Consider the following 24,341-nt stretch of genomic DNA (forward strand, 5'->3'; position numbering starts at 1 on the left):
GCGAAACGACTACGGACAAATGAATACGGACGATAAACTTAAACCACTCCGCCAGCAGATCGACGCGATCGATGCACAGATCCTCGACTTGCTGAACCAGCGTGCGCGCGTGGCCCAGCAGGTCGGTCATGTCAAGGCTGAAACCAATGCCCCGGTGTTTCGCCCGGAACGCGAAGCGCAAGTCTTGCGCAAGGTCGGGGAGCGCAATCCCGGTCCGCTCGACAGTGGCGACGTGCAGAAGATCTTTCGCGAGATCATGTCGTCCTGCCGTGCACTGGAAAGGCGCGTCACCGTCGCCTATCTCGGCCCGGCCGGAACCTTCACCGAGCAAGCGGTGTACCAGCAATTCGGCCACGCCATCGAAGGCATCTCCTGCGTTTCGATTGACGAGATATTCCGCGCCGCCGAAGCCGGGACTGCCGACTTTGGCGTGGTTCCGATTGAAAATTCATCGGAAGGCGCAATCAACCGCACGCTCGATCTGCTGCTGCAGTCGACGCTGTCGATCAGCGGCGAACTTTCGATTCCGGTCCATCACAGCCTGATGACCAAGAGCGGTTCGATGGATGGCATCACGCGCATTTGCGCTCACTCCCAGGCGTTGGCGCAGTGCCAGGCGTGGCTCAATCAACACTACCCGAACATTCAGCGCCAGGCCGTTGCGTCCAATGGCGAAGCCGCTCGTATCGCAAGCGAAGATCCCACGGCAGCCGCCATCGCCGGTGAAGTCGCAGGTCAGCGCTACAACCTCGGCATTGTCCAGGCGCACGTCCAGGACGATCCGCATAACCGCACGCGTTTTGCCATCATTGGCCGTCTGCAGCCTGCCCCCAGCGGCAAGGATCAGACATCGCTTGTTTTTGCGGTGCCCAACAAGGCTGGTGCCGTCTACAACATGCTGGCGCCGCTCGCCAAGCATGGCGTATCGATGACCCGCTTTGAATCGCGCCCGGCACGCGTCGGCACCTGGGAATACTACTTCTACGTCGACGTCGAAGGGCACGTACAGGAAGAGAAGGTTGCCAAGGCACTGGCGGAAGTCAAACAGAACGCAGCCTTCTTCAAGTGGCTGGGTTCATATCCTTTCAGTTTGTAATCGAGAGGCAAGCCGGCCTGCGGAATTGCCAGCGAGCCGGATGCTGATCCTGTTTTTTGGGAATCAAAAATGTCTATCCAATTCGGTCCAGAATATGTCCGTGCGATCGCCCCGTATCAGGGCGGTAAACCGATCTCCGAGGTCGCGCGCGAATTCGGCCTCGACGAAGCCAAGATCATCAAGCTTGCCTCCAATGAAAACCCGTTGGGCATGCCGGAATCGGCAAAGCAGGCGATGCTTGAAGCCGTGTCGGATATCGGCCGCTATCCGGACTCGAATGGCTTTGAATTGAAACAGGTGATCACCACTCGATATGGTGTTCCGCAAGACTGGATCACGCTGGGCAACGGCAGCAACGACATTCTTGAACTCGCCGCGCATGCGTTCGTGCAGCCAGGGCAGTCCGTGGTCTACGCACAGTATTCCTTCGCGGTTTACGCACTGGCGACGCAGGGCGTGGGCGGCCGTGCAATCGTCGTGGCAGCGAAAAACTACGGCCATGACCTGAAGGCCATGGCCGAGGCGATTACCGAAGATACCAGGCTGGTATTCATCGCCAACCCCAACAATCCGACCGGCACCTTTCTTCCGGCGGCGGACATCGAAGCCTTCCTGAAGGCTGTGCCGAAGAACGTGGTTGTTGTCCTGGACGAAGCGTACAACGAGTACCTCGCACCAGAACTGCAGTATGAATCGACGGCTTGGGTCAAACAGTATCCGAACCTGCTGGTATCTCGCACCCTATCGAAGGCGTATGGGCTGGCCGGCTTGCGCGTCGGCTTCGGCATAGCGCAGCCTGCAGTCACGGATTTGCTGAATCGCATTCGCCAGCCATTCAATGTCAACTCGATGGCGCAAGCCGCGGCAGTGGCGGCATTGAATGACAGTGATTTCCTGAAGAAAAGCGCCAGGCTGAACGCGGAGGGCTATCGTCAACTGACCGAGGCATTCGACGCGCTGGGCCTCGAGTACGTGCCTTCCTTTGGCAACTTTGTGCTTGTCCGGGTGGGCAGTGAAGACAGCGCCGGCGCACGGATCAATCTCGCATTGCTCAAGCGCGGAATCATCGTCCGTCCGGTAGGCAATTACGGTCTGCCGCAATGGTTGCGTATTTCGATCGGCTTGCCGGACGAGAATGCCGCATTTATCGATGCGTTGAAGAAGGTACTGCCCTGACTCGTGTTGAATGAGCCGCTATTCCAGATGAAAAAAATTGCAATTTTCGGTGTCGGCCTGATTGGCGGGTCCTTTGCATTGGCGCTCAGAAAAGCAGGCGCGGTGCAGCATGTGGCCGGCGTCGGGCGTAGTCTTGCGCCGCTGATGCGCGCCAAGGAACTGGGCATCATCGACACGGCTTGTACTTCGGTCGAGGAGGCGGTCGCGGGCGCCGATCTCATCCTGGTTGCCGCGCCGGTGGCGCAGACGGAAGCAATTCTCGCTTCCATCGCACCCTGGCTGGAACCGGGCACGGTCGTGACCGATGCGGGCAGCACCAAGACCGACGTCGTCGCAGCGGCACGCAAGGCACTCGGAAAAAAAATTGCGCAGTTCGTTCCTGGGCATCCGATTGCTGGTCGTGAGCAAAACGGGCCGGATGCGGCGATTGTCGACTTGTATGTCGGCAAGAAGACAGTGATCACGGCCTTGCCGGAGAATACGGAGAGCGATATTGCTCGCGTCGCCGAAGCCTGGCAGCGCTGCGGATCGATCATCCACCGCTTGACGCCGCAGGAGCACGATCGCGTGTTCGCGGCAGTCAGTCACTTGCCGCATCTGCTTGCGTATGCCCTGGTCGACGACATCGCAAAGAAACCGCACGCAGACTTGCTGTTCCAATATGCAGCAAGCGGATTTCGCGACTTCACACGCATCGCCGGTTCATCGCCGGAAATGTGGCGCGATATTTCCCTGGCAAATCACACGGCCTTGCTCGGCGAACTGGACGCCTACATGGAGCGATTGAAGGAATTGCGCGGCTTGCTGGCCGAGCGCAATAGCAAGGGCATTGAAGCAGTGTATGCAAATGCACAGCATGCGCGGCAGAACTGGATTCGCACGATCGAGGCTGCCGAACAACAGAGTAAGCAAGGCGGCGATTAATGAAGCATTATCCTCACTATCTTGAATTGCAACCGGCGATGCATGCGCAAGGGGCTGTGCGTTTGCCCGGATCGAAGAGTATTTCCAATCGCACCCTGCTGCTTGCCGCACTGGCGCAAGGAACCACGCAGATTTTCGACCTGCTCGCCTCCGACGACACGCATGTGATGCTGATGGCCTTGCAAAAGCTGGGCGTGCAATGGGAGCAGGTCGGCGATACACGGCAGTATGTCGTGCATGGCGCTGGCGGTGCGTTCCCGGTGCACCAAGCGGATTTGTTCATGGGGAATGCCGGTACGGCCATTCGACCCTTGACGGCCGCTTTGGCGGTTATCGGGGGTGACTACAGCTTGCATGGCGTATCGCGCATGCACGAGCGTCCAATCGGTGACTTGGTCGACGCGCTCAACGCAGCCGGCACGCAGATCGAATATACCGGGCAAGCCGGTTTTCCGCCCTTGCATATCCGGCGCGGGCATATTCATACGCAGCGCATGCAGGTGAAGGGCAATGTTTCCAGCCAGTTTCTGACGGCCTTGCTGATGGCTGCGCCTTTGATGGCGACTGATCAGGCTGTCACCGTCGATGTCATTGGCGAACTGATTTCCAAGCCCTACATCGAAATCACGCTGAACCTGATGCGGCGTTTTGGCGTTACCGTCGAGCGCAATGGCTGGCAGTCTTTTACGATTCAGGCTGGGCAAAAATACGTCAGCCCGGGCGTGATCCATGTCGAAGGCGATGCCTCGTCCGCTTCCTATTTTCTCGCGGCCGGCGCCATTGCCGGCGGGCCAGTGCGAGTCGAAGGCGTCGGTCGCGACAGTATCCAGGGCGACGTGCGCTTTGTTGAGGCACTGGAACAAATGGGCGCGTCCATTTCCATGGGCGATAACTGGATCGAAGCGAAATCGAATGGTGTATTGAAAGCCATCGATGCCGATTTCAATCACATCCCGGATGCGGCGATGACGATTGCGGTGGCAGCCTTGTATGCCGACGGTCCGAGTACGCTGCGCAATATCGGCAGCTGGCGCGTGAAAGAAACCGACCGGATCGCTGCGATGGCAACCGAGTTGCGCAAGCTTGGCGCGGCCGTTGAAGAGGGCACCGATTATCTTCGCGTGACACCGCCGGCGGTGATTCAGTCTGCAGCCATCGATACCTATGACGACCATCGCATGGCGATGTGTTTCTCGCTTGCATCGCTGGATGGCGCGGCGCGTCGCGGAAACCGGATTCGCATCAACGATCCAAAATGTGTCGCGAAGACCTTCCCGGATTATTTCGATGCCTTTGCAAAAATCGCGCAGAACAACTTGTTCTGAACACCTTGCTGCACTGAAGGACTTGCAGCGGATTCCCGGTGTGGGCCCGCGCGTGGCTCAGGACCTTTTTGACCAGGGCTTTCGTCGCGTCGATGAATTGAGAGGACGCGATCCGCAGGCGCTGTATGAGCGGCAATGCGAGCTCGAAGGCCGGCATGTCGACCGTTGCTGGTTGTATGTCGCTCGCTGTGCAGTCTATTTCGCGCAAACAGCACGGCCCGATCCTGACAAATTGAAATGGTGGAACTGGAAAGATAAATAAGGGCCGTATTCGGCACGCTCTTTCTTCCGCTGAACATACTGACGTTTTTCTACTGTTTTTCTACTCCTGGACGATGCAGACACCTTCCATTCCGGTCATTGCGATAGACGGCCCCACAGCCTCAGGTAAAGGCACGGTCGCACACCGTGTGGCCTTGCAACTGGGTTTCCATTACCTCGATTCCGGCGCACTTTATCGGCTGACCGCCTTGTCTGTAATTCGTCACCAGGTATTGCTGACGGATGAGCACGCCCTTGCCAAGCTGGCCGAGAAGCTGCCGTGCAGGTTTTCCGGCGACCAGGTCTGGCTGGCCAACGAAAACGTGACTTCCGCAATCCGTGCCGAGGAAGTTGGCAATACGGCATCGAAAATCGCCGCTTTACCGACAGTCCGGCATGCTCTGGTCGGGCTGCAACTCGGGTTCCGGATGCCGCCAGGGCTGGTTGCCGATGGCCGGGATATGGGTACCGTTATTTTTCCTCACGCAACGCTCAAGGTATTCCTCACCGCAAGTGTTGAGGCGCGTGCAGAAAGACGATATAAGCAATTGATTGACAAGGGTTTTTCTGCTAACATGCAACACCTTCTCAAGGATTTGAGGGAGCGCGACGCGCGTGATTCGAATCGCGCAATCGCACCATTGAAACCAGCAGAAGGCGCACACATCTTGGATACGTCGCGTATGACCGCCGATGAGGCTGTCGAGCAGGTTCTGAGGTGGTATGCGGCAGTAAAAAAACATGCGTAAGCAGTAAATACGCGATTTGCAGTGCGATTGGTGCCCGGCTTGGCGCAAGGTCATGTCGGGTGTTGATAAACCTAACCCAGCAACTGGTCAATCTGGTCAAACAAGACACGATTCCCGCTGGAAAACTTTTCTTATTTATGTCTACTGCGCAACAACAACCTACCGGTTCCGAAAGCTTTGCAGCCCTGTTCGAGGAGTCCTTGTCCCGTCAGGACATGCGTTCCGGTGAAGTGATTTCGGCTGAAGTCGTTCGTGTCGACTACAACTTTGTCGTCGTCAACGCTGGCCTGAAATCGGAAGCATTCATTCCTATCGAAGAATTCAAGAACGACAACGGCGAACTCGAAGTCAATGTCGGTGACTTCATCACCGTTGCGATCGAGTCGCTGGAAAACGGCTTTGGCGACACCATTCTGTCGCGCGACAAGGCCAAGCGTCTCGCCTCGTGGCTCTCGCTCGAAAAAGCGATGGAGTCCGGCGAAATCGTGACCGGCACCGTCAACGGCAAGGTCAAGGGCGGTCTGACCGTTCTGACCAACGGCATTCGTGCATTCCTCCCGGGTTCGCTGGTTGATACCCGTCCGGTGAAGGACACCACGCCGTACGAAGGCAAGACCATGGAATTCAAGGTCATCAAGCTGGACCGCAAGCGCAACAACGTTGTGCTGTCCCGTCGCGCCGTCATCGAAGCATCGATGGGCGAAGAGCGCGCCAAGCTGATGGAAACCCTGAAGGAAGGTACTGTCGTCACCGGTATCGTCAAGAACATCACCGACTACGGTGCGTTCGTTGACCTCGGCGGCATCGACGGCCTGCTGCACATCACCGATCTGGCATGGCGTCGCGTGCGTCATCCGTCGGAAGTGCTGTCCGTTGGCCAGGAAATCACCGCCAAGGTCCTCAAGTACGATCAAGAGAAGAACCGCGTTTCGCTGGGCGTCAAGCAGCTGGGCGACGATCCGTGGACTGGTCTGTCCCGTCGTTATCCGCAGGGTACCCGTCTGTTCGGCAAGGTCACCAACCTGACCGACTACGGTGCATTCGTGGAAGTCGAGCAAGGCATCGAAGGCCTGGTCCACGTGTCCGAAATGGACTGGACCAACAAGAACGTTGCTCCGAACAAGGTTGTCCAGCTGGGCGACGAAGTCGAAGTCATGGTTCTGGAAATCGACGAAGAGCGTCGCCGCATCTCCCTCGGCATGAAGCAGTGCAAGCCGAATCCGTGGGAAGAGTTCGCGATGAACCACAAGAAGGGCGACAAGGTGAAGGGTGCGATCAAGTCGATCACCGACTTCGGCGTGTTCATCGGCCTGCCGGGCAACATCGACGGTCTGGTTCACTTGTCCGACCTGTCCTGGACCGAAGCTGGCGAAGAAGCCGTCCGCAAGTTCAAGAAGGGCGACGAACTGGAAGCAGTCGTGCTGGCCATCGACGTCGAGCGCGAGCGTGTTTCTCTGGGCGTCAAACAGCTGGAAGGCGATCCGTTCAACAACTTCGCTGCCATGAACGACAAGGGTGCAATCGTCTCCGGTACCGTCAAATCGGTCGAGCCGAAGGGCGCCGTGATCCAGTTGTCCGACGATGTCGAAGGCTATTTGCGTGCATCCGAAATCTCCCGCGACCGCGTGGAAGATGCAGGTACGCACCTGAAGGTCGGCGACAAGGTCGAAGCCATGATCATCAACATCGATCGCAAGGCACGCAGCATTCAGTTGTCGATCAAGGCCAAGGACAATGCGGATACGCAGGAAGCCATGCAGAAGATGTCGGCTGACTCGAGCGCAGCATCCGGCACGACCAGCCTGGGCGCTCTGCTGAAGGCGAAACTCGACAACAAGCAATAAGGTCAAGTCGATAAATGACAAAGTCGGAGCTGATTGCCCGTCTGGCTGAACGTTATCCGCAGCTGGTTGCAAAGGATGCGGATTACGCGGTGAAAACCATTCTCGATGCGATGGCCGATGCGTTGTCGAACGGTCAGCGCATCGAGATCCGTGGTTTCGGCAGCTTTGCGTTGAACAGCAGGCCGCCGCGCATCGGCCGCAACCCGAAGTCAGGGGACAAAGTGATGGTGCCCGAAAAGCGGGTGCCCCACTTCAAACCCGGCAAGGAATTGCGGGAACGGGTGGATGCCATGGTTGGGCAACCGATCAAGGAAGACTGAGTCACCAAGGCGACGCAAATCGCGGCAAGATAGGCGGGCTGTGAAGCGCTGGTACGCTGAGCTGTCCGTCGTCAAACCCCTGCACAAGGGAACAGCCAGATTTGAGTTGTATTGGTTATTTGCAAGAAATCAAAACGGCGTCCTCGGATGCCGTTTTTTTTCACGTACAATTTCAATTGTTTTGCCATTCAACATATTGGCCCCGGTGCCTGAAGACAATCATCAATAAGGACGTCGCAGTATGAAAATTCTTTTCAGAATCGTTGCTGCCATTCTCTTTATTGTTTTCTTCGGATTCGCTCTCAAGAATACTCAGGAAGTCGCATTGCGCTTCTTTTTCGACTACGAGATTCGTGGCCCGCTGGTCCTGTTGCTGCTCTCGTTTTTCGCGGGAGGCGCCGCGCTTGGCATTCTCGCGATGATTCCGACGCTGTTTCGCCACCGTCGTGACCTGTCCAAACACAAGAAAACGATTTCCGCCATGGAGCAGGAGCGGGAAGCGCAACGTCTTGCGCGGGTGCAGCCGCCGCAACCGGATAGCGTCAGCAAATAAACCCGAAACACGACAACAATTAAAAACGGCATGGAATTCGAAACCTGGTGGCTACTCGGCATCCCAATCTTCTTTGGCCTTGGCTGGATCGCGGCGCGCGTCGACATCAATCAGCTCGTCTCTGAATCGCGCAGCCTGCCGCGCGGGTATTTCAAAGGACTGAATTTTCTTTTGAACGAGCAGCCGGACAAGGCGATTGATGCCTTCATCGAGATTGTCAAGCTCGATCCTGAAACCATCGACCTGCATTTCGCGCTCGGCAATCTGTTCCGCCGTCGCGGCGAAATTGAACGCGCCATCCGCGTTCACCAGAATCTGCTGGCGCGCCCGGATCTTCCGCAGGAACACCAAGTGCATTCACAGTACGAACTCGGACAGGATTACCTGAAGGCCGGCCTGCTGGACCGCGCCGAAGAAACCTTCAACGGATTGGTGGATACGCAATATGGCGCCCAGGCGCGCCGGGCGCTGCTGGAGATCTATCAGCGGGAAAAGGAGTGGATGCGGGCCATCGACGCCGCCCGCGCCCTGCAGGAATCCGGTGCCGGTGCACGGCAGAAGGAGATCGCCCAATTCTATTGCGAAATGGCGCAGGATGAACTGGTGCATACCCATCCTGACGCGGCACTGGCAATGCTGGAGAAGGCGCTCGCGGCGGATCGAAACAACGTCCGTGCGGCCATTCTGATCGGAGATGTGCATCTGGCCAAGGGAGACACCGAAGCGGCCTTGCTGGCGTGGCGCAGGGTCGAGCAGCAGAGCGTGCCACACGTGGCACTGGTAGCGCAGCGCCTGATGGACGGCTATCGTGCTGTCGGCCGGTCGCAGGAAGGGCTCAATCTGTTGAAGAATTACCTCGCGGAAGCGCCTTCCATCGATCTGCTTGAAGTTGTATTCAAGGCCGTTCTGGAGCTCGATGGGGTCGATGCGGCCAATCAGCTCGTCAGCGACGAATTGCGGCGTACGCCGACCTTGCTCGGCCTGGACAAATTGCTCGAGGCGCGCCTGATGGAAGCGCCGCCTGAAGTTCGCCCGGAACTCTCGCTGGTCAAGAACCTCGTGCATGGATATACGCAGAAACTGGCGCGCTACCAATGCAGTCAGTGCGGGTTCAAGGCACGCCAGTTTTATTGGCAATGCCCCGGCTGCAGCCAATGGGAATCCTACCCTCCACGGCGGACCGAAGAGCTCAACGTGATGAATTAACCAAAGCCTACCCACTTAATCCGCCATCATGAAAATAACGATAATCGGCACAGGCTACGTCGGCCTGGTCACCGGAGCATGCCTGGCAGAGGTCGGCAACGATGTCTTCTGTCTGGACGTCGATCAGGCAAAGATAGATTTCCTTAACAGCGGCGGGATACCCATACACGAACCGGGATTGAGTGACATCGTCGCACGCAACCGTGCCGCACGCCGGCTGAGCTTTTCAAGCGATATCGCTGCCGGTGTGGAGCACGGTGAAATTCTCTTCATTGCCGTCGGCACGCCGCCGGATGAAGATGGGTCTGCCGATCTGAAGTACGTGCTGTCCGCGGCAAGTGATATTGGCAGGTACATGAACGGCTTCAAGGTCGTGGTCGATAAATCGACCGTACCGGTCGGGACGGCCGACCGCGTCCGCGCTGCCATTCAGGATCAATTGCGGGAACGGAACAGCAACGCTGCATTTTCGGTGGTGTCGAACCCCGAGTTCCTGAAAGAAGGGGCAGCAGTCGAAGACTTCATGCGCCCCGACCGTATCGTGATCGGTTGCGACAATACGTCGGAAGGCGATCGCGCGCGCCTGCTGATGAAGACCCTTTACATGCCATTCAACCGGAATCACGAGCGCACTTTCTGGATGGATGTGCGCTCGGCGGAATTCACGAAATATGCTGCCAATGCGATGCTGGCCACACGCATTTCATTCATGAACGAGATGGCCGATCTGGCCGATATGGTAGGCGTAGATATTGAAGCGGTTCGTCATGGGATTGGCTCGGACCCGCGCATTGGTTACAGTTTCCTGTATGCGGGATGCGGTTACGGCGGTTCGTGTTTTCCCAAGGACGTACAGGCGCTGGAACGTACCGCGCGCGAACACGGCCAGGATCTCCTGATCCTGCGCGCTGTTGAAGCGGTGAACAATCAGCAGAAGCAGGTGCTGGGCCAGAAGCTCATGCATCGCTTCGGTGAGAATTTGAACGGCAGGCATTTCGCGCTCTGGGGCCTGGCATTCAAACCCAATACCAATGACATGCGCGAAGCACCATCCAGAGTCCTGCTGCGGCAACTTGTCACCCGCGGGGCAACGGTGGCGGTCCATGATCCGATTGCCATGACGGAGGCGCAACGCGTTCTGGCGGTCGATTTTGCGGAGACGCCGGAATTGTTGGCGCGCATCCGGTTCAGCGATAGCCCGATGGATGCCTTGAAAGATGCCGACGCGTTGGCCATCGTCACGGAGTGGAAAGCATTTCGCAGCCCGGATTTCGCCCAGGTGAAGTCTCTTTTGAGAGCGCCGGTCATTTTCGACGGGCGCAATTTGTTCGACCCGCAAGTAATGGCGGATGCCGGAATCGAGTATTACGGGATTGGCCGTTCTGTGCGTAACGGATCGCAAGCAAGATGACTATTTCATTGAAGACGCCCCGCCTGCTGGTCGTGGGCGACGTGATGCTGGATCGTTACTGGTTCGGTGAAGTCAGCCGGATCTCCCCGGAAGCGCCGGTGCCGGTAGTGCGCGTGGAGCGACGCGAGGAGCGCCTGGGAGGCGCTGCCAACGTGGCGCGCAACGCGGTCGCGCTTGGTGCGCAAACGGCGCTGCTGGGTGTGGTCGGGCAGGATGAAGCCGGGGACGTGGTGCAGAAGCTGCTGACGGATCTCCATATCGACAGCTTCCTCAATCGCGACCCGGCCATTTCAACCATCATCAAGCTGCGGGTGATCGGCCGTCAGCAACAATTGCTGCGGATCGATTTCGAGCATCCCCCAACTGACACGGTATTGCGCAACAAACTGACGCAATACAACGCATTGCTGCCGCAATACGACGTCATCGTGCTATCCGATTATGCCAAGGGCAGTCTGGTCAACGTCGTTGAAATGATCGACGCGGCCAAGCGTCTGGGCAAGCGCATCCTGGTCGATCCCAAAGGGGACGACTTCGCACGCTACAAGGGCGCGTCCATCCTGACGCCGAATAAATCGGAGCTGCGCCAGGTCGTCGGCTCCTGGAAAAACGAAGACGAGCTGACGACGAAAGCGCAGCACCTGCGCGAGTCGCTCGATCTCGAGGCGCTGCTGCTGACGCGTTCTGAGGAGGGTATGAGTCTCTACACCGAGGGAAAAGCCATCCACATTCCAACCGTTGCGCGCGAAGTGTATGACGTCTCGGGTGCGGGCGATACGGTGATCGCGACCCTCGCGACCATGCTCGGCGCAGGCATGTCCATTGCCGAAGCGGTCGAAATTGCCAATCGGGCCGGCGGTATCGTGGTTGGCAAGCTTGGGACGGCAACGGTCACAAGAGAAGAGCTTTTCGGCTGAATCCGGTGTAATCGACAAAATTGATGTTTTTTTGTCAACCTTGTCTATTGTCAAATCGTTATTGTTTTTGAGGCAAGTTCTTGCTTCATTCTTTAACCTTTTCGACACAGGAGAAATACTCAAATGCTGAAAAAACTGCTTCTCGCCATCGCTACCCTGATCGTCACGACGGGCTTTGCATTCGCCCAGGTTGACGTCAACAAGGCCGATCAGGCAGCGCTCGACAGCGTCAAGGGCATTGGCCCGAAAATGTCCAAGAACATTCTCGATGAGCGCAAAAAAGGCGGTGAATTCAAGGACTGGGCTGATTTCGAGGGGCGGGTAAAAGGCGTCGGCGAAAAGAACGCGGTCAGGCTGTCAGACGCCGGTTTGACCGTGAACGGCCAATCGCTAGGGAAGAATACAGCCGGGGCCGGCAAGGATTCCGGCAACACGAAGGCGAGAGGGAAAAAGGACGCAAAGAAGGATTCGAAGAAAGACGAGCCAAAGAAGTAACAGTCGTCATCTGAACTGAAACCCCGCACTACGACAGGCGGGTTTTTTTTATGTGAACCCGACCTGCCCGCACCCAGGCAAGTGCGGATGCGCAGCGGCCCCGGCTGCACCAGCCCAGGAGTGACTTCTGGTAGTGCCAAACGTCGATCAGCGTCTGCGATTAAAATGACATCTTTACTGAAGCAGCCAATCCCACACACCATGCCTTATCTGACGATCGAAGACACAATCGGTAATACTCCCCTGGTACAGCTCAAGCGCATTCCCGGCGATGAGGCTGCGCGCCGCAACAATGTCATCCTCGGCAAACTGGAGGGTAATAATCCGGCGGGATCGGTCAAGGACCGTCCAGCGTTATCGATGATCAAGCACGCGGAGGAGCGCGGTGAAATCAAGCCGGGCGACACCTTGATCGAGGCCACCAGCGGCAATACCGGGATTGCACTGGCGATGGCCGCGGCACTGCGCGGCTACAAAATGGTGTTGCTGATGCCCGAGAATCTGAGCGAAGAGCGTCGTCAAAGCATGGCCGCATATGGCGCACACATTATCCTGACGCCAAAGACGGGCGGTATGGAATATGCACGCGACCTTGCGGAACAAATGCAAAAGGAAGGCAAGGGAATCATTCTTGACCAGTTTGGCAATCCCGACAATCCGCGGGCGCACTACGAGGGAACCGGACCAGAAATCTGGCGCGATACGGAAGGGCGCATTACGCATTTCGTCAGCGCAATGGGCACGACAGGCACCATCATGGGCGTGTCACACTTCTTGAAAGAAAAGAATCCGGATGTCCGTATCATCGGCGCGCAGCCTGAAGAAGGTTCGCAGATCCCGGGCATCAGAAAGTGGCCCGAGGCCTACATGCCAAAGATCTACGACAAGTCTCGCGTGGACCAGATCGAATATGTCAGCCAGGCAGCTGCGGAACGCATGGCGCACCGGATGGCGGTTGAAGAGGGAATCTTCTGCGGTATTTCAGCCGCAGGCGCCTGCGAGGTCGCGTGCCGCATCTCGGGCACAGTGGAAAACGCGACAATCGTATTCATTGTCTGCGACCGCGGCGATCGTTATCTCTCAACCGGCGTCTTCCCTGCCTGACAGGCTGGAGGCGGGGGAGGCCGGTTTCTTATTCGCGTTGCTCGCCCGGCGTTGCGGCGGCGAGCGGTTCCTTGGGTTTGAACTGCTTGTCGCTGATACGGAATTTATCGCGACGATCGCCCATGAGAATCCGCAACTCCTTGATGCTCAGATCGCTGACTTCGTGCATGCGAATCAGCAGCGAAGCGCCAACCGGAAGACGGCGATGGCGGATCTTGCTGATTACTGGTGGCGCAACTTCAAGTGCTCGCGAAAGCGCGGCATCATTCTTGAGGTTGAGCTTTTCAATCAGCGCATCCAATAGATTGTTGGGATCGTAATTGACCTGATCGGCTAGTCTTGTACTGTTCATAGCATTGCCTAATTGAGTAGTCATAGTCTCAATAATTCCACACTGCAAGATTATTGTACAGAAAAAAACAACAAGTGTTTAGACAAAGCATCAAGTTTGGACGGATTTTTGTTAAAAAAGCTGCAACATGTGCGTCTTTGCAACTTGACATGTCAAGAATACTTATTGTCTGTATGCAATCTAATAAAAAGATTTCAAAAAAGCAATGTTAAAAAACAGCTAAAATCGAACTGCTGTCAATCGTTTGCTCATCGGCAGTGTGGCAACGATGTGGTGCGAACAAGGGACTTCACTCCCTCTGATCGTCATATGATGGCGGATTGCGTAAATTCAATTGCATTTTAACCAAGCACCCCGGCTGCATTTTGATGCTCCGCAATTGCACTTTTCTATGGCTGAATTTCGTCGGGACGCCGGGAAACTTGTGTCTCGATGAGTGGTTGTGCCGGCGTTGGAACCGGCCATAAAGCATTAGTTCTTTTTCTTTTCGCCCGATTCTTGCGCTTCCGGTAATAGCCCTGTTGCGATATTCAATTGCTTCCAGCCTTCGTATCCAAGCCGTCGCATGGTTTCAATGTTCCTGCCGAATATTTCTTCTGCATCCGGAAATGCCGCAACCGCGCGATCGATGCTTTCTTCCCGCAAAAGATGAAGCATCGGGTAAGGGGAGCGGTTTGTGAAATTGCTGATGTCGTCCGGCTCGGCATCGGCAAACTGGTACTGTGGGTGAAAGCTTGCGATTTGAATCTTTCCGGCGAGACCCAGGCCCGCGACCGTCGCATCGGCAAGGTCGAGGAAATTGTTGTAGCTCAAAAAATCGGTCAGTGCCCAGGGATGAATAAGCAAGGTGGTATCGATGCTGTCGGGATCCGCGTCCTGCAAGGCCTGCAATTCTGCAATCAGGTCCAGGTGAAGTTCCTCTTCGCTTGTCGCCCGACTCACTGCGTAGCGGATCTGCTTCTTGATGTGAACACTCTTCGCGAACGGGCACAGGTTCAGCCCGATCACGACCTTTTCGAGCCATTGCATTGTCGCCTCGGTGACGTATCGGGCGGTTTCATCAGTATGGATTGTCATGGTCTTTAGACTAGCCTGAACGCACAAGCGGATCAATAGCGTCGTTCGTTCTCGTTTGCAGGGGGTGTTTGCTTCTTGCCGAAGTTGGCGTCTGTCCCCGCTTTACGGTACATTTGCCGGTCCACGCAACCCACGCAATCGAAGGCGGATGGTCGGCGAATGACCCCGCACGATTCACCCGGAAATCAACATGGCCCTCAAAGCAACCATCTTCAAGGCAGACCTTCAGATCTCGGACATGGATCGGCATTATTACGCCGGTCATGCGCTGACCATTGCGCGCCATCCGTCCGAAACCGACGAACGCATGATGATTCGCCTGCTGGCTTTCGCACTCAATGCACATGAAGCGCTTATTTTCGGCAAGGGTCTGAGCACTGACGATGAGCCGGACTTGTGGCAAAAGGATCTGACCGGTGCGATCGACTTGTGGATAGAAGTCGGTCTGCCGGACGAGAAACGCATCCTCAAGGCGTGCGGGCGCTCTTCGCGGGTGCTGGTCTACAGCTACAGCAGTACCAGCAACATCTGGTGGAACCAGATCGCGAACAAGGTCGATCGAGCGAAAAATCTCTCCGTGCTCAATGTGCCGGCCGAAGCCAGTCTCGCCTTGGCCAAACTCGCGCAGCGAACCATGCAACTGCAATGCACGATTCAGGAAGGACAAATCTGGATGAGCGGCGGCGAGGACACCGTGCAGCTTGAGCTGAACACGCTCAAGCCGCTGGCCGACGCCTCGTAGCCCGATCAGCCGCCGCGCGCCGTGCGCACTGCACGGCCGAGTTCGACGACGGACATCGCATAGAAGAAGCTGCGATTGTATTTGGTGATTGCAAAGAAATTTGTCGTCCCCAACCAGTACTCGGTGGGTTCTTCGCCGTTCTGCAGATCCACCAGGCCGAACTGCATGTCAGCCGGAGGTTCCTTGCCCGGCGTGACGCCGGCACCTTTCAACTCGTCGAGCGTGAATTTCGCTTCCAGCGGCTGTCCGATAAACATATCCCATGCGCGCCCGGGTTCGGTTTGGGAGACGATGGCCGGGAAGGCGATCGGCTCGCCGCGCTGCCAGCCATGCTCCACCAGGAAATGGGCGACACTGCCAATCGCATCCACTGGCGAGTTGCGCAGGTCCACCATGCCGTCGCCATCGAAGTCGACCGCAAATTTGCGTATGCTGCCAGGCATGAACTGCGGCAATCCGACGGCGCCGGCATAGGAACCGAGCAGCGAGAACGGATCGATATGCGAGTCGCGCGCAAACAGCAGAGTCTGCTCCAGCTCACTTCGGAAAAACTGCATCCGTGAAGACCGGTTCGATGTGGTCGGGTAATCGAAGGCGAGCGTGGTCAGCGCATCGAGAACCCGGAAGCTTCCGGTATTGCGGCCGTAAATGGTTTCCACGCCGATGATGCCGACGATGATCTCGGCTGGCACGCCATATTGCTCTTCCGCGCGGGCCAATGCATCGGCGTGTGCGTCCCAGAAGGCGACCCCGGCATTGATGCGGAGCGGTTCGATGAAGCGTGCGCGATAGGCATGCCAGTTCTTCGGCTTGCCCGGCGGCGCAGGTTTGATCAGTTGAATTGTGGTTTCGACATAGCGTGCTTTCTTGAACAGCGACTCCAATTCGGTGCGATCAAAGCCGTGCCGGTCCACCATCAGGTCGATGAATTCGGCGACATCTTTCCACTGTGTGAAGTTGGCAAATTCGCCGAGGTCATCGTCCGACTTGAGCGCAACCTTGTGGATCCTGGCATGCGCTGCTTTCTTTACTGTTCGCTTTGTCGTGTGTTTCGAGGAGGCGTTTGCATGGGCGGTCAATGCGAGCAACAAGCTTGCGAGCAGGACCGAGCGTTTGGTGGGTTTGACAATCATCGACATTCAGCTAACAAGGATTTGAGTTCGGAGAGCGCTGATGGGCGCAGCTGCCGCTGCACTCCATACCGCACTGTTTCATAGTGTTCCAGAAACCGGGCCAGTGCCGCCTTTTTTTCGGGTGGCAGCGGAGCGGCTGTCAGGCGGGCGCGATACGCGCGCGGTCCTTCGTAGGGATAGCGCGGCAAGCCTTGCCGCGCGAGCTTGCTGCAGAACTTCTGGTATAGCGCGTCGATCGGATCGCGCTTTTGCTGATGCAGCATCATGGGCAAGATCGCAATGGCAACTGCAGCAATGCCGAGCACAACCATGACGGTGATGACGACGGGCCAGGCGACATCGCCAAATCCGAGCGAACGGATGAAGCTCTTTTGCTTTTCGGGTGTGTAGTTCAATACCCATTGATTCCATGCATTGGTTACGGCATCCCAGTTTTGACGGAATTTCAGCAGCGGTGCAAGCAATTGGTTGTTGGTGCCATCGATCGTGATCAGTCCACCCAAAACGCGACGCGGGATCACACTCGAAAGATTGTGTTCGACCCGCTCAGGCGCGACTGCAGCAGTGGGATCGATGCGCACCCAGCCGCTTTTCTCCAGCCAAACTTCTGCCCATGCATGCGCATCCGACTGGCGTACGGTCAGGAATCCGTCAGACGGATTCATCTCGCCACCCTGGTAGCCGGTGACGACGCGCGCCGGGATGCCGAGTGCCCGCATGAGCACGACGAAGGCGCCCGAATAATGCTCGCAGAAACCGGCCCGCGTGGCAAACAGGAATTCATCGACGGAGTGTGTACCAAGTACCGGCGGTTCCAATGTGTACCTGAAGTTCTGCTCCCGGAAAAAACGCAACACCGCGTCGATCATCTCCACAGGATTGCTGGATTGGCTACGCAAGCGTGCTGCATATTCCAAGGTGCGCGGGTTGAAACCGTCCGGCAACTGCAGCCATTGCCGTAGGACAGCCGCGGATTCATTCGGTTGCAAATCAAAATCGGTATGCGAGACGAGGTCGTACCGCACACGACTGTTGATTGGATTTGTGGTCAGGATTTGCAGTTCGGGCGTGACGCCTGCGGGATTGTCGTCGATGATCGGCAGCGCCTGTGGCACTTCGAGTGCGAACAGCCAGCGATGACCATGCGGCTCAAGCGTCACCTGATAGCCAACCGGAGCTCCGCGTAGCCTGATATTGACACGGCGATTCGCGCCGGCGGCCTGCAGCGGGGTCCAGGTGCGTCCGTCATATCGTCCAAGGACGACGCCGCGCCAGTAGAGTTTTGAGTTGGCGGGCACCGCGTCCCTGAATTTCACACGAAACGCGATCTCGTCGGATAGCGCGAGCTTCGCGATATTCCCGGGCGCCATGGTCTCCGACAATCCGGTGCGTCCGGCCTGCGCGTCGCTGGGCAAGCCCCACAACGGACCCTGAATGCGAGGAAACAGCAGGAATAACACCAGGGTGAGCGGCCCGGCCAGCGCAAGAATCAAGGCGCCGAATTGAAAGCGCTTTTTCAGTGACGGAACGACACCCGTGTATTGAAACGACAACTGCGTGGTGAGCAGCGCGATCACGGCGAGGATGGTCATGAGCGCCGTGCCGATGGATTGCGAATTGAAGAAACTTGCCAGGACCAGAAAGAAGCTGAGGAAGAGTGCAACAAACAAATCGCGCTTGGCATGCATTTCCAGCAGCTTCAATGTGAGCAGCAATGTCAGCATGGCTACGCCGGGCTCGCGTCCGAAGAAGGATTTGAACGTGAGGTAGACGCCGCCCATTGCGAGCAGGGCAATCGAGACAAGCAACCAGTTCGAGGGCATGCGGTTACCGCGGAACGTGATCCAGCCACGCCAAATCAGGATCGTCAGGCAACTCGGAAACACCCAGCCCGGTAGGTGGCTTGCATGGGGCAGCAGTACAAGTGTGCAGGTGGCCAGCAGGAGCAGGGTATCCGCCTTGTCGCGCGACAAGGGACGGATGACGGGACGCTTGAGCGATTGGAGGGCCTTCATGGCGTTGTCTCAAACAAAGCCAGCGCGCGCAGACAGTTTTCCCGATGCGCTGGTCCCAATGCTGCCGGAAAATTGATATCGCCGAGGTGAAATGCATAGGCCAGGCCGCGCGCGTCCGCTTCGAGCACCCAGCGTGTCATGCGCGACAATTTTGCTTCGGTATCCATGTTGTGCGGCAGTTGCGCAAAATCGATCGCAATCTCACTTGCAGCACCGCCTTCGAAGTGCTTGGAGATCAGCGTTCCGCTTGCATCGGCGTCAATCCTGGCAATCTGCCGCCATGCAAGACGCTTCATTGAATCGCCGGCCTGATATCCACGGATGCCCGCAAAGTCGTCCTCCCCGGCCTGGCCCTGTCCGTCATTCTGTTCCATGGCAGCCAAGGGCAACGAAGGGCCATCATCTTCGGGGCGGGGATAGACCAGCGCTCTTGCATCCGGTTGCCAGTAACTCCATGCACGCAGCAAGCCGAGTGGAAAACGCGTCTGCAGACGCACGCGTGGTGCTTGCAGCCAGCCTCTTTGCTGTGCGATCGTCGACAGGGTGATATGCGTACTGGCGTTGGCGGCGATATCGGCCGCCTGCGCGAGATCGGGGCGATCATCGGCAATGAAATCCAGCCAGATTGCGTAACGGTCATACGTGCGGCGGTTGATCAGATGCAGTTCGAATTGCGCTGCTTCACCCGCAAACACGGCACTTGCATGACCGGCCGCCAGATGAAGATGCGCCAGATTGCGGAAGGTCAGATGCATATCGATCAGGCCGCAGCCGCCGAGCAAGAACGTGAGTGCGAAGCCGAGGCTCAGGTTGTAGTTTGCCGATCCGATGAAGAGGACGACCAGCATCACGCAAAACAGCAGGCCCGGGTGCGTGGGGACGATGAACACACGTCGCTGGTTGAGAAAAACCTCGCCATGCTCCGGGCCGTTGAGGCGATACAGCCACTTGCTGGCGCGCTTGCGGATGCCGTGCTCCAGCCTGCTGTACGGGGAAAGTTTCTTCTTCACACCGGAACGGTTTTCATCAATTGCAGTACAAGGTCGCGGCTGCCGAGTGCGGAACTGCCTGCCGATTTCAACGGGCGCAGGCGATGCGCAACAACCGGCACCAGGACCGCCTGCACGTCTTCGGGAATGACATGATTGCGGCCCTCCATTGCGGCCCAGGCACGCGATGCCTGCAGCAATGCAATCGTCGCACGCGGACTCATGCCTTCCGCAAACAGGCCGCTCTGTCGAGAAGCATGGGCAATCGCCTGCACATAATCGATCAATGCCGGTGCAACATGGATGTCTTTCAGCGCGGCTTGTGCGATCAACAATTCTTCAGGCTGCATGGCCGTCGGCAGGGATTTCAACAGTATTCTGCGGTCTTCGCCCATCAACAGGGCACGCTCAGCCGCCGCATCCGGGTACCCGAGAGACAAACACATCAGAAAGCGGTCCAGTTGCGATTCCGGCAGTTGGAAGGTGCCGATCTGATGTGTCGGGTTTTGCGTCGCGATCACAAAATACGGCTGCGGCAAGTCGCGCGTGATGCCATCCGCCGTGACTTGCCGTTCTTCCATGGCTTCCAGGAGGGCGGACTGGGTTTTGGGCGTGGCGCGGTTGATTTCATCGGCCAGCAGCACTTGCGTGAAGACCGGACCGGGGTGGAACACGAAGCCATTTTTTTCGCGGTCGTAGATCGAAATGCCGATGACATCCGCCGGCAGCAGGTCGCTGGTGAACTGCAATCGGCTGAATTTCAGGCCGAGCGAAATCGCCAATGCATGTGCCAGTGTTGTCTTGCCCACGCCCGGCACGTCCTCGATCAGCAAATGGCCGCCGGCCAGCAGGCAGACCAGCGACTGCCGGATTTGCAGGTCTTTTCCGACGACGATCTGGCTGACTTGTCTGGCGACGGCGTGGATTTTTGCGAACATGGATCTTCTGTAATCTGTGTGAAAGGGAAACGCGCTATGGTGAGGCCCTGTTGAGCAATCGCAAAGCCAGACTGACAACAAAAGACCTGTAATACATCATTTTCTTCGTTACACTATCAGAATCGATGTCATCGATATTTGCACAAATGTCGACGCCGCGTAGATTCTATTCGAGAACCCGACCGCACATTCAGCTTCACGCTTTTCCGAAATGACCACTGCCATCTACTCCCATCCCGATTGCAAACGCCATGAAATGGGGCAATGGCATCCGGAATGTCCGGCACGCCTGCAGGCGATCGAAGACCAGCTTATCGCAAGCCGCATCAACAGTTTGCTCGAGCATCGGGATGCGCCGAAGGTCGATGTTGCCGAAATCCGCCGCGTACACACCGCCGATGCGGTTGCCCGTGTGCAGCAAAACGTGGCGGCATTGGCTGATTCGGGCGGTGGATATTACCCGCTCGATGCCGATACCATGCTGAACGAGCATAGCTGGAATGCCGCCTTGCGCGCGGCCGGCGCGGCCGTGGCGGCAACCGATGCGGTGATAGCGGGAGAGCTGGACAATGCATTCTGTGCGATTCGCCCGCCAGGGCATCATGCGAGGCCGAGCGAGGCGATGGGTTTTTGCCTGTTCGACAATGTCGCGATTGCCGCAAAACATGCACTTGATGTGCGAGGCCTGCAGCGCGTGGCGATCGTTGACTTCGATGTACATCATGGCAACGGGACGGAAGAAGCCTTCCTCGACGATCCGCGCGTGATGATGGTCAGCTTTTTCCAGCATCCCTTCTATCCTTATTCCGAGCTTCGGCAGGACACGCCGCACATGGTCAACGTGCCCGTCCCGGCGTATTCCAAGGGCGATGTGGTGCGGCAATTGGTGACTGAAAAATGGTTGCCTGCCCTGCATGCCCACCGGCCGGAGATGATTTTCATTTCTGCAGGCTTCGATGCGCATCGCGAGGACGACATCGGGCAGATGGGGCTGGTGGAGGACGACTATGCCTGGATCACGCAACAGATTCTGGGCGTAGCGAAGCAGCATGCGCAGGGACGCATCGTCAGCTGCCTGGAAGGCGGCTACAACCTGTCCGCTCTTGCGCGCAGTGTCGTTGCGCACATCAAGGTGCTCGCCGAACTTGACTGACTTGCCAGCGTCGTATTGACGCGTGAACAAGGCAGGCACCGGGTAGAATAGCGGTTTGCCTCGTCCCAACAAAATCACGCATGTCCATACAATGGTTCCCCGGTCACATGAACGCCGCCCGCAAGAAGGCGGCGGAGTCCATGGAGAAGACCGACCTCGTTATCGAGGTGCTGGACGCGCGCCTGCCGCAAGCCAGTTGCAATCCCATGATCGAACAGCTGCGCAAGCAGCGCCAGCGCCCCTGCCTGAAGATCCTCAACAAGGCCGACCTTGCCGACCCTGTCGCCACCAAGGCTTGGCTTGAGTACTACAACGCCCAGAAAGACGTGAGCGCGGTTGCGCTGAGCTGCAAGAAACCGGCCGATGTGGCAAAGGTGCCGGGCTTTGCGCTGAAACTGGCGCCGCATCGTGGCACCGCACTCAAGCCGCTGCGCATGATGATCATGGGCATTCCGAATGTGGGCAAGTCGACCTTGATGAATGCCTTGCTCAAGAAGCGCGTGGCGGCCGTGGGTGACGAACCCGCCGTTACCAAGATGCAGCAGCGCCTGTATCTGGGCAATAACATGGTTCTGATCGACACACCCGGCATGTTGTGGCCGAAGATAGAACATCCAACGGACGGCCTGATGCTCGCGGCGAGTCATGCGGTTGGTGTCAACGCCGTGATCGAGGAGGAGGTGGCGACCTTCCTCGCCGACCAGTTGCTGACGCATTATCCGCAGCTCCTGACGGCGCGTTATGGATTTTCGATTGACGGCATGGACGGCGTTGCCGTGCTGGAAGGCGTGGCGAAGCGGCGTGCCTTTCGCGTCAAGGGTGGCGACCTGGATCTGGAAAAGGCTGCGCATACCCTGTTGCAGGACTATCGCAGCGGCGCGCTCGGCCGCATCAGCCTGGAGACGCCGCAGAGTCGCGCTGCTCTGCTGGCAAGTTACAAGCCGGAGCCATCGCTCGGCGAACAACAAGACAACGAGGAGGAGGGCGACGATGAGCAGTGAGATGCCTTATGTGATCCGATCCGTGCACGATGGCGTGGCGACGCTCACGCTCAATCGCGGCGAGAAGTTCAATCCGCTTTCGGAAGAAATGCTGGACGCATTGCAGGCGGAACTCGATGCGATCAAGAGCGATGACAGCATTCGCGTCCTTGTTCTCGCTGCGGCAGGCAAGGCCTTTTGCGCAGGACACGACCTCAAGCAGATGCGCGCGCAGCCTTCCGAAGAGTATTACAAAAAGCTGTTCAATCAGTGCAGCAAGGTCATGCTGACGATTCAACAGATGCCGCAGCCGGTGATTGCAAGGGTGCAGGGAATCGCGACGGCCGCAGGATGCCAGCTGGTCTCGATGTGCGATTTGGCGGTCGCGTCCAGCGATGCGAAATTCGCCGTATCGGGAGTGAATTACGGTTTGTTCTGTTCGACGCCATCGGTCGGCCTGTCACGCAATGTCTCGCGCAAGCACGCCATGGAAATGCTTCTGACCGGTGAATTCATCGATGCGGAAACAGCGCGCGACCGTGGCCTGGTCAATCGCGTGGTGCCTGCCGAACGACTCGATACCGAGGTCGGAAAACTGACCGCCAGCATTCTGGCCAAACCAGCCGTTGCGGTGGCGATGGGCAAGCAGCTTTTCTACAAACAGCTGGAGCTGGGAATTGGCGCGGCTTATCAGCTCGCCGGGCAAACGATGGCGTGCAACATGATGGATGACGCAGCGCTGGAGGGCGTGCAGGCATTCATAGAGAAGCGTGCACCAGGCTGGAAGAAATAAGCGGGTCTTGTAAAAAATCCCCTTGGCTGCGTCAATGCGGCCAAGGGGATTTTTTCATGCGGCCGTGCGAGCGGCCGAACGGTATCAATTATTTGTACACGCCCACAGCGAAGCCGTAGCCGTCGAACGGCTCGATATACGTGGTCTTCGATTCAATTTGTTTCGTCACAGGGTTAGGCCATTTGTAGTCGACCCAGCCGATTTTTTTCGACTTCGTGTGCGCGATCAGCTCCTGTGCGAAAAACTTTCCGTCGGCATCCTTCAGGTTCGTCAGATCTTTACCGATCAGCTTCTCATTCGCGCCATGCGCCATCATGATGCCGTTTGCGTCGAGTATGTACACATACATGTCGCGGTCAATGAACTGTCCAGTCTTGTTGCTCACCTCGGCAAAGGCTTTTTCCTTGCCATTGGCTTTGTAGAATGCGATCGCTTTATGCGCAAGCGCTACCGCTTCTTCCTTGGTGCCTTTATCGCCTGCGTTTGCGGCTGCAACAAGCCCGATGCTCAGGCATGCGCCGATGAAAAACCTCAAAACACTCTTCATTACCATCTCCGACAAGATTGATCTGTTGAACTGCGCCGATTAACCATGAGGCGACTCGGGTTTTGATTGGCGCAGTCACGACTCTAGCGGTTTTATTTCCATACAGCAAGAAATGAGTTCAGGTACGACCGGTTCTGGACGTTTCAAGGTTGCTTGCAAATCACACTTTCCGGTTACCCTTGCCAAGGGAGCAAGAAAAACAAAAAGCCCGCCGAAGCGGGCTTTTCTGCGACAGGAAATG

25 protein-coding genes are annotated in these 24,341 nt (G+C 57.2%); 18 read left to right on the forward strand and 7 right to left on the reverse strand.

The annotated features are described in order from the left end of the window. Positions 1 to 19: 19 nt before the first annotated feature. From pheA to cysM, 14 genes are all read left to right on the forward strand, one after another. Positions 20 to 1,096, forward strand: a complete 1,077-nt coding sequence (gene pheA, locus E6W33_RS16155) for a prephenate dehydratase (protein ID WP_136418347.1) — start codon at positions 20 to 22, stop codon at positions 1,094 to 1,096. A 69-nt stretch (positions 1,097 to 1,165) separates the two neighbouring features. After that, on the forward strand, positions 1,166 to 2,272 hold the full coding sequence (gene hisC / locus E6W33_RS16160) for a histidinol-phosphate transaminase (protein ID WP_136418348.1): 1,107 nt from the start codon (positions 1,166 to 1,168) through the stop codon (positions 2,270 to 2,272). Between the two features lie 27 nt (positions 2,273 to 2,299). After that, positions 2,300 to 3,196 (forward strand): prephenate dehydrogenase/arogenate dehydrogenase family protein, encoded by an 897-nt coding sequence (locus E6W33_RS16165; protein ID WP_136418349.1) that lies wholly within the window; start codon positions 2,300 to 2,302, stop codon positions 3,194 to 3,196. Then, entirely contained in the window at positions 3,196 to 4,521 is a 1,326-nt protein-coding gene (gene aroA / locus E6W33_RS16170; protein WP_136418350.1) for a 3-phosphoshikimate 1-carboxyvinyltransferase, read from the forward strand. The genes E6W33_RS16165 and aroA overlap by 1 nt, the downstream gene beginning before the upstream one ends. Continuing rightward, a complete protein-coding gene (locus E6W33_RS16175; RefSeq protein ID WP_136418351.1) occupies positions 4,484 to 4,783 on the forward strand; it encodes a helix-hairpin-helix domain-containing protein in 300 nt (99 codons plus the stop codon). The genes aroA and E6W33_RS16175 overlap by 38 nt, the downstream gene beginning before the upstream one ends. Before the next feature lie 73 nt (positions 4,784 to 4,856). Next, entirely contained in the window at positions 4,857 to 5,531 is a 675-nt protein-coding gene (cmk, locus tag E6W33_RS16180; protein WP_136418352.1) for a (d)CMP kinase, read from the forward strand. 137 nt (positions 5,532 to 5,668) lie between these two features. Continuing rightward, on the forward strand, positions 5,669 to 7,375 hold the full coding sequence (gene rpsA, locus E6W33_RS16185) for a 30S ribosomal protein S1 (protein ID WP_136418353.1): 1,707 nt from the start codon (positions 5,669 to 5,671) through the stop codon (positions 7,373 to 7,375). Between the two features lie 14 nt (positions 7,376 to 7,389). Next, positions 7,390 to 7,695, forward strand: coding sequence for an integration host factor subunit beta (locus tag E6W33_RS16190; RefSeq protein WP_057289648.1), 306 nt, complete (start codon positions 7,390 to 7,392; stop codon positions 7,693 to 7,695). Between the two features lie 241 nt (positions 7,696 to 7,936). Continuing rightward, positions 7,937 to 8,248 (forward strand): LapA family protein, encoded by a 312-nt coding sequence (locus E6W33_RS16195; RefSeq protein WP_136418354.1) that lies wholly within the window; start codon positions 7,937 to 7,939, stop codon positions 8,246 to 8,248. 30 nt (positions 8,249 to 8,278) lie between these two features. After that, positions 8,279 to 9,454: a lipopolysaccharide assembly protein LapB gene (lapB, locus tag E6W33_RS16200; RefSeq protein ID WP_136418355.1), complete on the forward strand. Its 1,176-nt coding sequence runs from the start codon at positions 8,279 to 8,281 to the stop codon at positions 9,452 to 9,454. A gap of 28 nt (positions 9,455 to 9,482) precedes the next feature. After that, entirely contained in the window at positions 9,483 to 10,865 is a 1,383-nt protein-coding gene (locus tag E6W33_RS16205) for a UDP-glucose/GDP-mannose dehydrogenase family protein (RefSeq protein ID WP_136418356.1), read from the forward strand. Then, complete coding sequence (rfaE1, locus tag E6W33_RS16210) at positions 10,862 to 11,782, forward strand: D-glycero-beta-D-manno-heptose-7-phosphate kinase (RefSeq protein WP_136418357.1); 921 nt, start codon at positions 10,862 to 10,864, stop codon at positions 11,780 to 11,782. Before E6W33_RS16205 ends, rfaE1 begins: the two co-directional genes overlap by 4 nt. Positions 11,783 to 11,905: 123 nt before the next feature. After that, positions 11,906 to 12,277: a DUF655 domain-containing protein gene (locus E6W33_RS16215; protein ID WP_136418358.1), complete on the forward strand. Its 372-nt coding sequence runs from the start codon at positions 11,906 to 11,908 to the stop codon at positions 12,275 to 12,277. Between the two features lie 201 nt (positions 12,278 to 12,478). Next, positions 12,479 to 13,381, forward strand: coding sequence for a cysteine synthase CysM (gene cysM, locus E6W33_RS16220; RefSeq protein ID WP_136418516.1), 903 nt, complete (start codon positions 12,479 to 12,481; stop codon positions 13,379 to 13,381). Between the two features lie 28 nt (positions 13,382 to 13,409). Here cysM and E6W33_RS16225 read toward each other — a convergent pair whose 3' ends face one another. Beyond that, complete coding sequence (locus E6W33_RS16225; protein ID WP_136418359.1) at positions 13,410 to 13,733, reverse strand: hypothetical protein; 324 nt, start codon at positions 13,731 to 13,733, stop codon at positions 13,410 to 13,412. Between the two features lie 471 nt (positions 13,734 to 14,204). Continuing rightward, the gene (locus E6W33_RS16230; RefSeq protein ID WP_136418360.1) at positions 14,205 to 14,810 is read right to left on the reverse strand and encodes a DUF1415 domain-containing protein; all 606 of its coding nucleotides are present in this window, start codon (positions 14,808 to 14,810) and stop codon (positions 14,205 to 14,207) included. A 190-nt stretch (positions 14,811 to 15,000) separates the two neighbouring features. Between E6W33_RS16230 and E6W33_RS16235 the strand changes: the two genes are divergently transcribed. Then, a complete protein-coding gene (locus tag E6W33_RS16235) occupies positions 15,001 to 15,552 on the forward strand; it encodes a YaeQ family protein (protein ID WP_136418361.1) in 552 nt (183 codons plus the stop codon). Between the two features lie 5 nt (positions 15,553 to 15,557). Here E6W33_RS16235 and mltB read toward each other — a convergent pair whose 3' ends face one another. From mltB to E6W33_RS16255, 4 genes are read right to left on the reverse strand one after another with little or no spacing between them, the layout of a single operon-like run. Continuing rightward, a complete protein-coding gene (gene mltB / locus E6W33_RS16240) occupies positions 15,558 to 16,685 on the reverse strand; it encodes a lytic murein transglycosylase B (RefSeq protein ID WP_136418362.1) in 1,128 nt (375 codons plus the stop codon). After that, positions 16,682 to 18,700, reverse strand: coding sequence for a DUF3488 and transglutaminase-like domain-containing protein (locus E6W33_RS16245; protein WP_136418363.1), 2,019 nt, complete (start codon positions 18,698 to 18,700; stop codon positions 16,682 to 16,684). The genes mltB and E6W33_RS16245 overlap by 4 nt, the downstream gene beginning before the upstream one ends. Further along, complete coding sequence (locus tag E6W33_RS16250; protein WP_136418364.1) at positions 18,697 to 19,710, reverse strand: DUF58 domain-containing protein; 1,014 nt, start codon at positions 19,708 to 19,710, stop codon at positions 18,697 to 18,699. Before E6W33_RS16250 ends, E6W33_RS16245 begins: the two co-directional genes overlap by 4 nt. Continuing rightward, the gene (locus E6W33_RS16255; protein ID WP_136418365.1) at positions 19,707 to 20,627 is read right to left on the reverse strand and encodes a MoxR family ATPase; all 921 of its coding nucleotides are present in this window, start codon (positions 20,625 to 20,627) and stop codon (positions 19,707 to 19,709) included. Before E6W33_RS16255 ends, E6W33_RS16250 begins: the two co-directional genes overlap by 4 nt. 211 nt (positions 20,628 to 20,838) lie before the next feature. Here E6W33_RS16255 and E6W33_RS16260 point away from each other — a divergent pair, with 211 nt between their 5' ends. From E6W33_RS16260 to E6W33_RS16270, 3 genes are all read left to right on the forward strand, one after another. Beyond that, positions 20,839 to 21,780 carry a histone deacetylase family protein gene (locus tag E6W33_RS16260; RefSeq protein WP_136418366.1) on the forward strand — a complete coding sequence of 314 codons (942 nt, stop codon included), beginning with the start codon at positions 20,839 to 20,841 and terminating at the stop codon, positions 21,778 to 21,780. A gap of 80 nt (positions 21,781 to 21,860) precedes the next feature. Next, positions 21,861 to 22,781, forward strand: coding sequence for a ribosome biogenesis GTPase YlqF (ylqF, locus tag E6W33_RS16265; RefSeq protein WP_136418367.1), 921 nt, complete (start codon positions 21,861 to 21,863; stop codon positions 22,779 to 22,781). Further along, positions 22,771 to 23,553 (forward strand): enoyl-CoA hydratase, encoded by a 783-nt coding sequence (locus E6W33_RS16270; protein ID WP_136418368.1) that lies wholly within the window; start codon positions 22,771 to 22,773, stop codon positions 23,551 to 23,553. Before ylqF ends, E6W33_RS16270 begins: the two co-directional genes overlap by 11 nt. An 88-nt stretch (positions 23,554 to 23,641) precedes the next feature. On the opposite strand, the gene E6W33_RS16275 is transcribed toward E6W33_RS16270, so the two are convergent. Then, the gene (locus tag E6W33_RS16275) at positions 23,642 to 24,100 is read right to left on the reverse strand and encodes a cache domain-containing protein (protein WP_136418369.1); all 459 of its coding nucleotides are present in this window, start codon (positions 24,098 to 24,100) and stop codon (positions 23,642 to 23,644) included. Positions 24,101 to 24,341: the final 241 nt, after the last annotated feature.

This window comes from Herbaspirillum sp. ST 5-3, from assembly GCF_004804275.1.
GTDB lineage: Bacteria > Pseudomonadota > Gammaproteobacteria > Burkholderiales > Burkholderiaceae_D > Noviherbaspirillum.

Coding starts and splice junctions, on each gene's coding strand:
- cmk (WP_136418352.1), top strand. CDS start 4,857: ATGCAGACACCTTCCATTCCGGTCATTGCGATAGACGGCCCCACAGCC.
- E6W33_RS16235 (WP_136418361.1), top strand. CDS start 15,001: ATGGCCCTCAAAGCAACCATCTTCAAGGCAGACCTTCAGATCTCGGAC.
- E6W33_RS16225 (WP_136418359.1), bottom strand. CDS start 13,733: ATGAACAGTACAAGACTAGCCGATCAGGTCAATTACGATCCCAACAAT.
- E6W33_RS16270 (WP_136418368.1), top strand. CDS start 22,771: ATGAGCAGTGAGATGCCTTATGTGATCCGATCCGTGCACGATGGCGTG.
- cysM (WP_136418516.1), top strand. CDS start 12,479: ATGCCTTATCTGACGATCGAAGACACAATCGGTAATACTCCCCTGGTA.
- E6W33_RS16275 (WP_136418369.1), bottom strand. CDS start 24,100: ATGAAGAGTGTTTTGAGGTTTTTCATCGGCGCATGCCTGAGCATCGGG.
- E6W33_RS16165 (WP_136418349.1), top strand. CDS start 2,300: ATGAAAAAAATTGCAATTTTCGGTGTCGGCCTGATTGGCGGGTCCTTT.
- pheA (WP_136418347.1), top strand. CDS start 20: ATGAATACGGACGATAAACTTAAACCACTCCGCCAGCAGATCGACGCG.
- aroA (WP_136418350.1), top strand. CDS start 3,196: ATGAAGCATTATCCTCACTATCTTGAATTGCAACCGGCGATGCATGCG.
- rfaE1 (WP_136418357.1), top strand. CDS start 10,862: ATGACTATTTCATTGAAGACGCCCCGCCTGCTGGTCGTGGGCGACGTG.
- lapB (WP_136418355.1), top strand. CDS start 8,279: ATGGAATTCGAAACCTGGTGGCTACTCGGCATCCCAATCTTCTTTGGC.
- ylqF (WP_136418367.1), top strand. CDS start 21,861: ATGTCCATACAATGGTTCCCCGGTCACATGAACGCCGCCCGCAAGAAG.
- E6W33_RS16255 (WP_136418365.1), bottom strand. CDS start 20,627: ATGTTCGCAAAAATCCACGCCGTCGCCAGACAAGTCAGCCAGATCGTC.
- hisC (WP_136418348.1), top strand. CDS start 1,166: ATGTCTATCCAATTCGGTCCAGAATATGTCCGTGCGATCGCCCCGTAT.
- E6W33_RS16215 (WP_136418358.1), top strand. CDS start 11,906: ATGCTGAAAAAACTGCTTCTCGCCATCGCTACCCTGATCGTCACGACG.
- E6W33_RS16245 (WP_136418363.1), bottom strand. CDS start 18,700: ATGAAGGCCCTCCAATCGCTCAAGCGTCCCGTCATCCGTCCCTTGTCG.
- rpsA (WP_136418353.1), top strand. CDS start 5,669: ATGTCTACTGCGCAACAACAACCTACCGGTTCCGAAAGCTTTGCAGCC.
- E6W33_RS16175 (WP_136418351.1), top strand. CDS start 4,484: ATGCCTTTGCAAAAATCGCGCAGAACAACTTGTTCTGAACACCTTGCT.
- mltB (WP_136418362.1), bottom strand. CDS start 16,685: ATGATTGTCAAACCCACCAAACGCTCGGTCCTGCTCGCAAGCTTGTTG.
- E6W33_RS16205 (WP_136418356.1), top strand. CDS start 9,483: ATGAAAATAACGATAATCGGCACAGGCTACGTCGGCCTGGTCACCGGA.
- E6W33_RS16230 (WP_136418360.1), bottom strand. CDS start 14,810: ATGACAATCCATACTGATGAAACCGCCCGATACGTCACCGAGGCGACA.
- E6W33_RS16260 (WP_136418366.1), top strand. CDS start 20,839: ATGACCACTGCCATCTACTCCCATCCCGATTGCAAACGCCATGAAATG.
- E6W33_RS16190 (WP_057289648.1), top strand. CDS start 7,390: ATGACAAAGTCGGAGCTGATTGCCCGTCTGGCTGAACGTTATCCGCAG.
- E6W33_RS16195 (WP_136418354.1), top strand. CDS start 7,937: ATGAAAATTCTTTTCAGAATCGTTGCTGCCATTCTCTTTATTGTTTTC.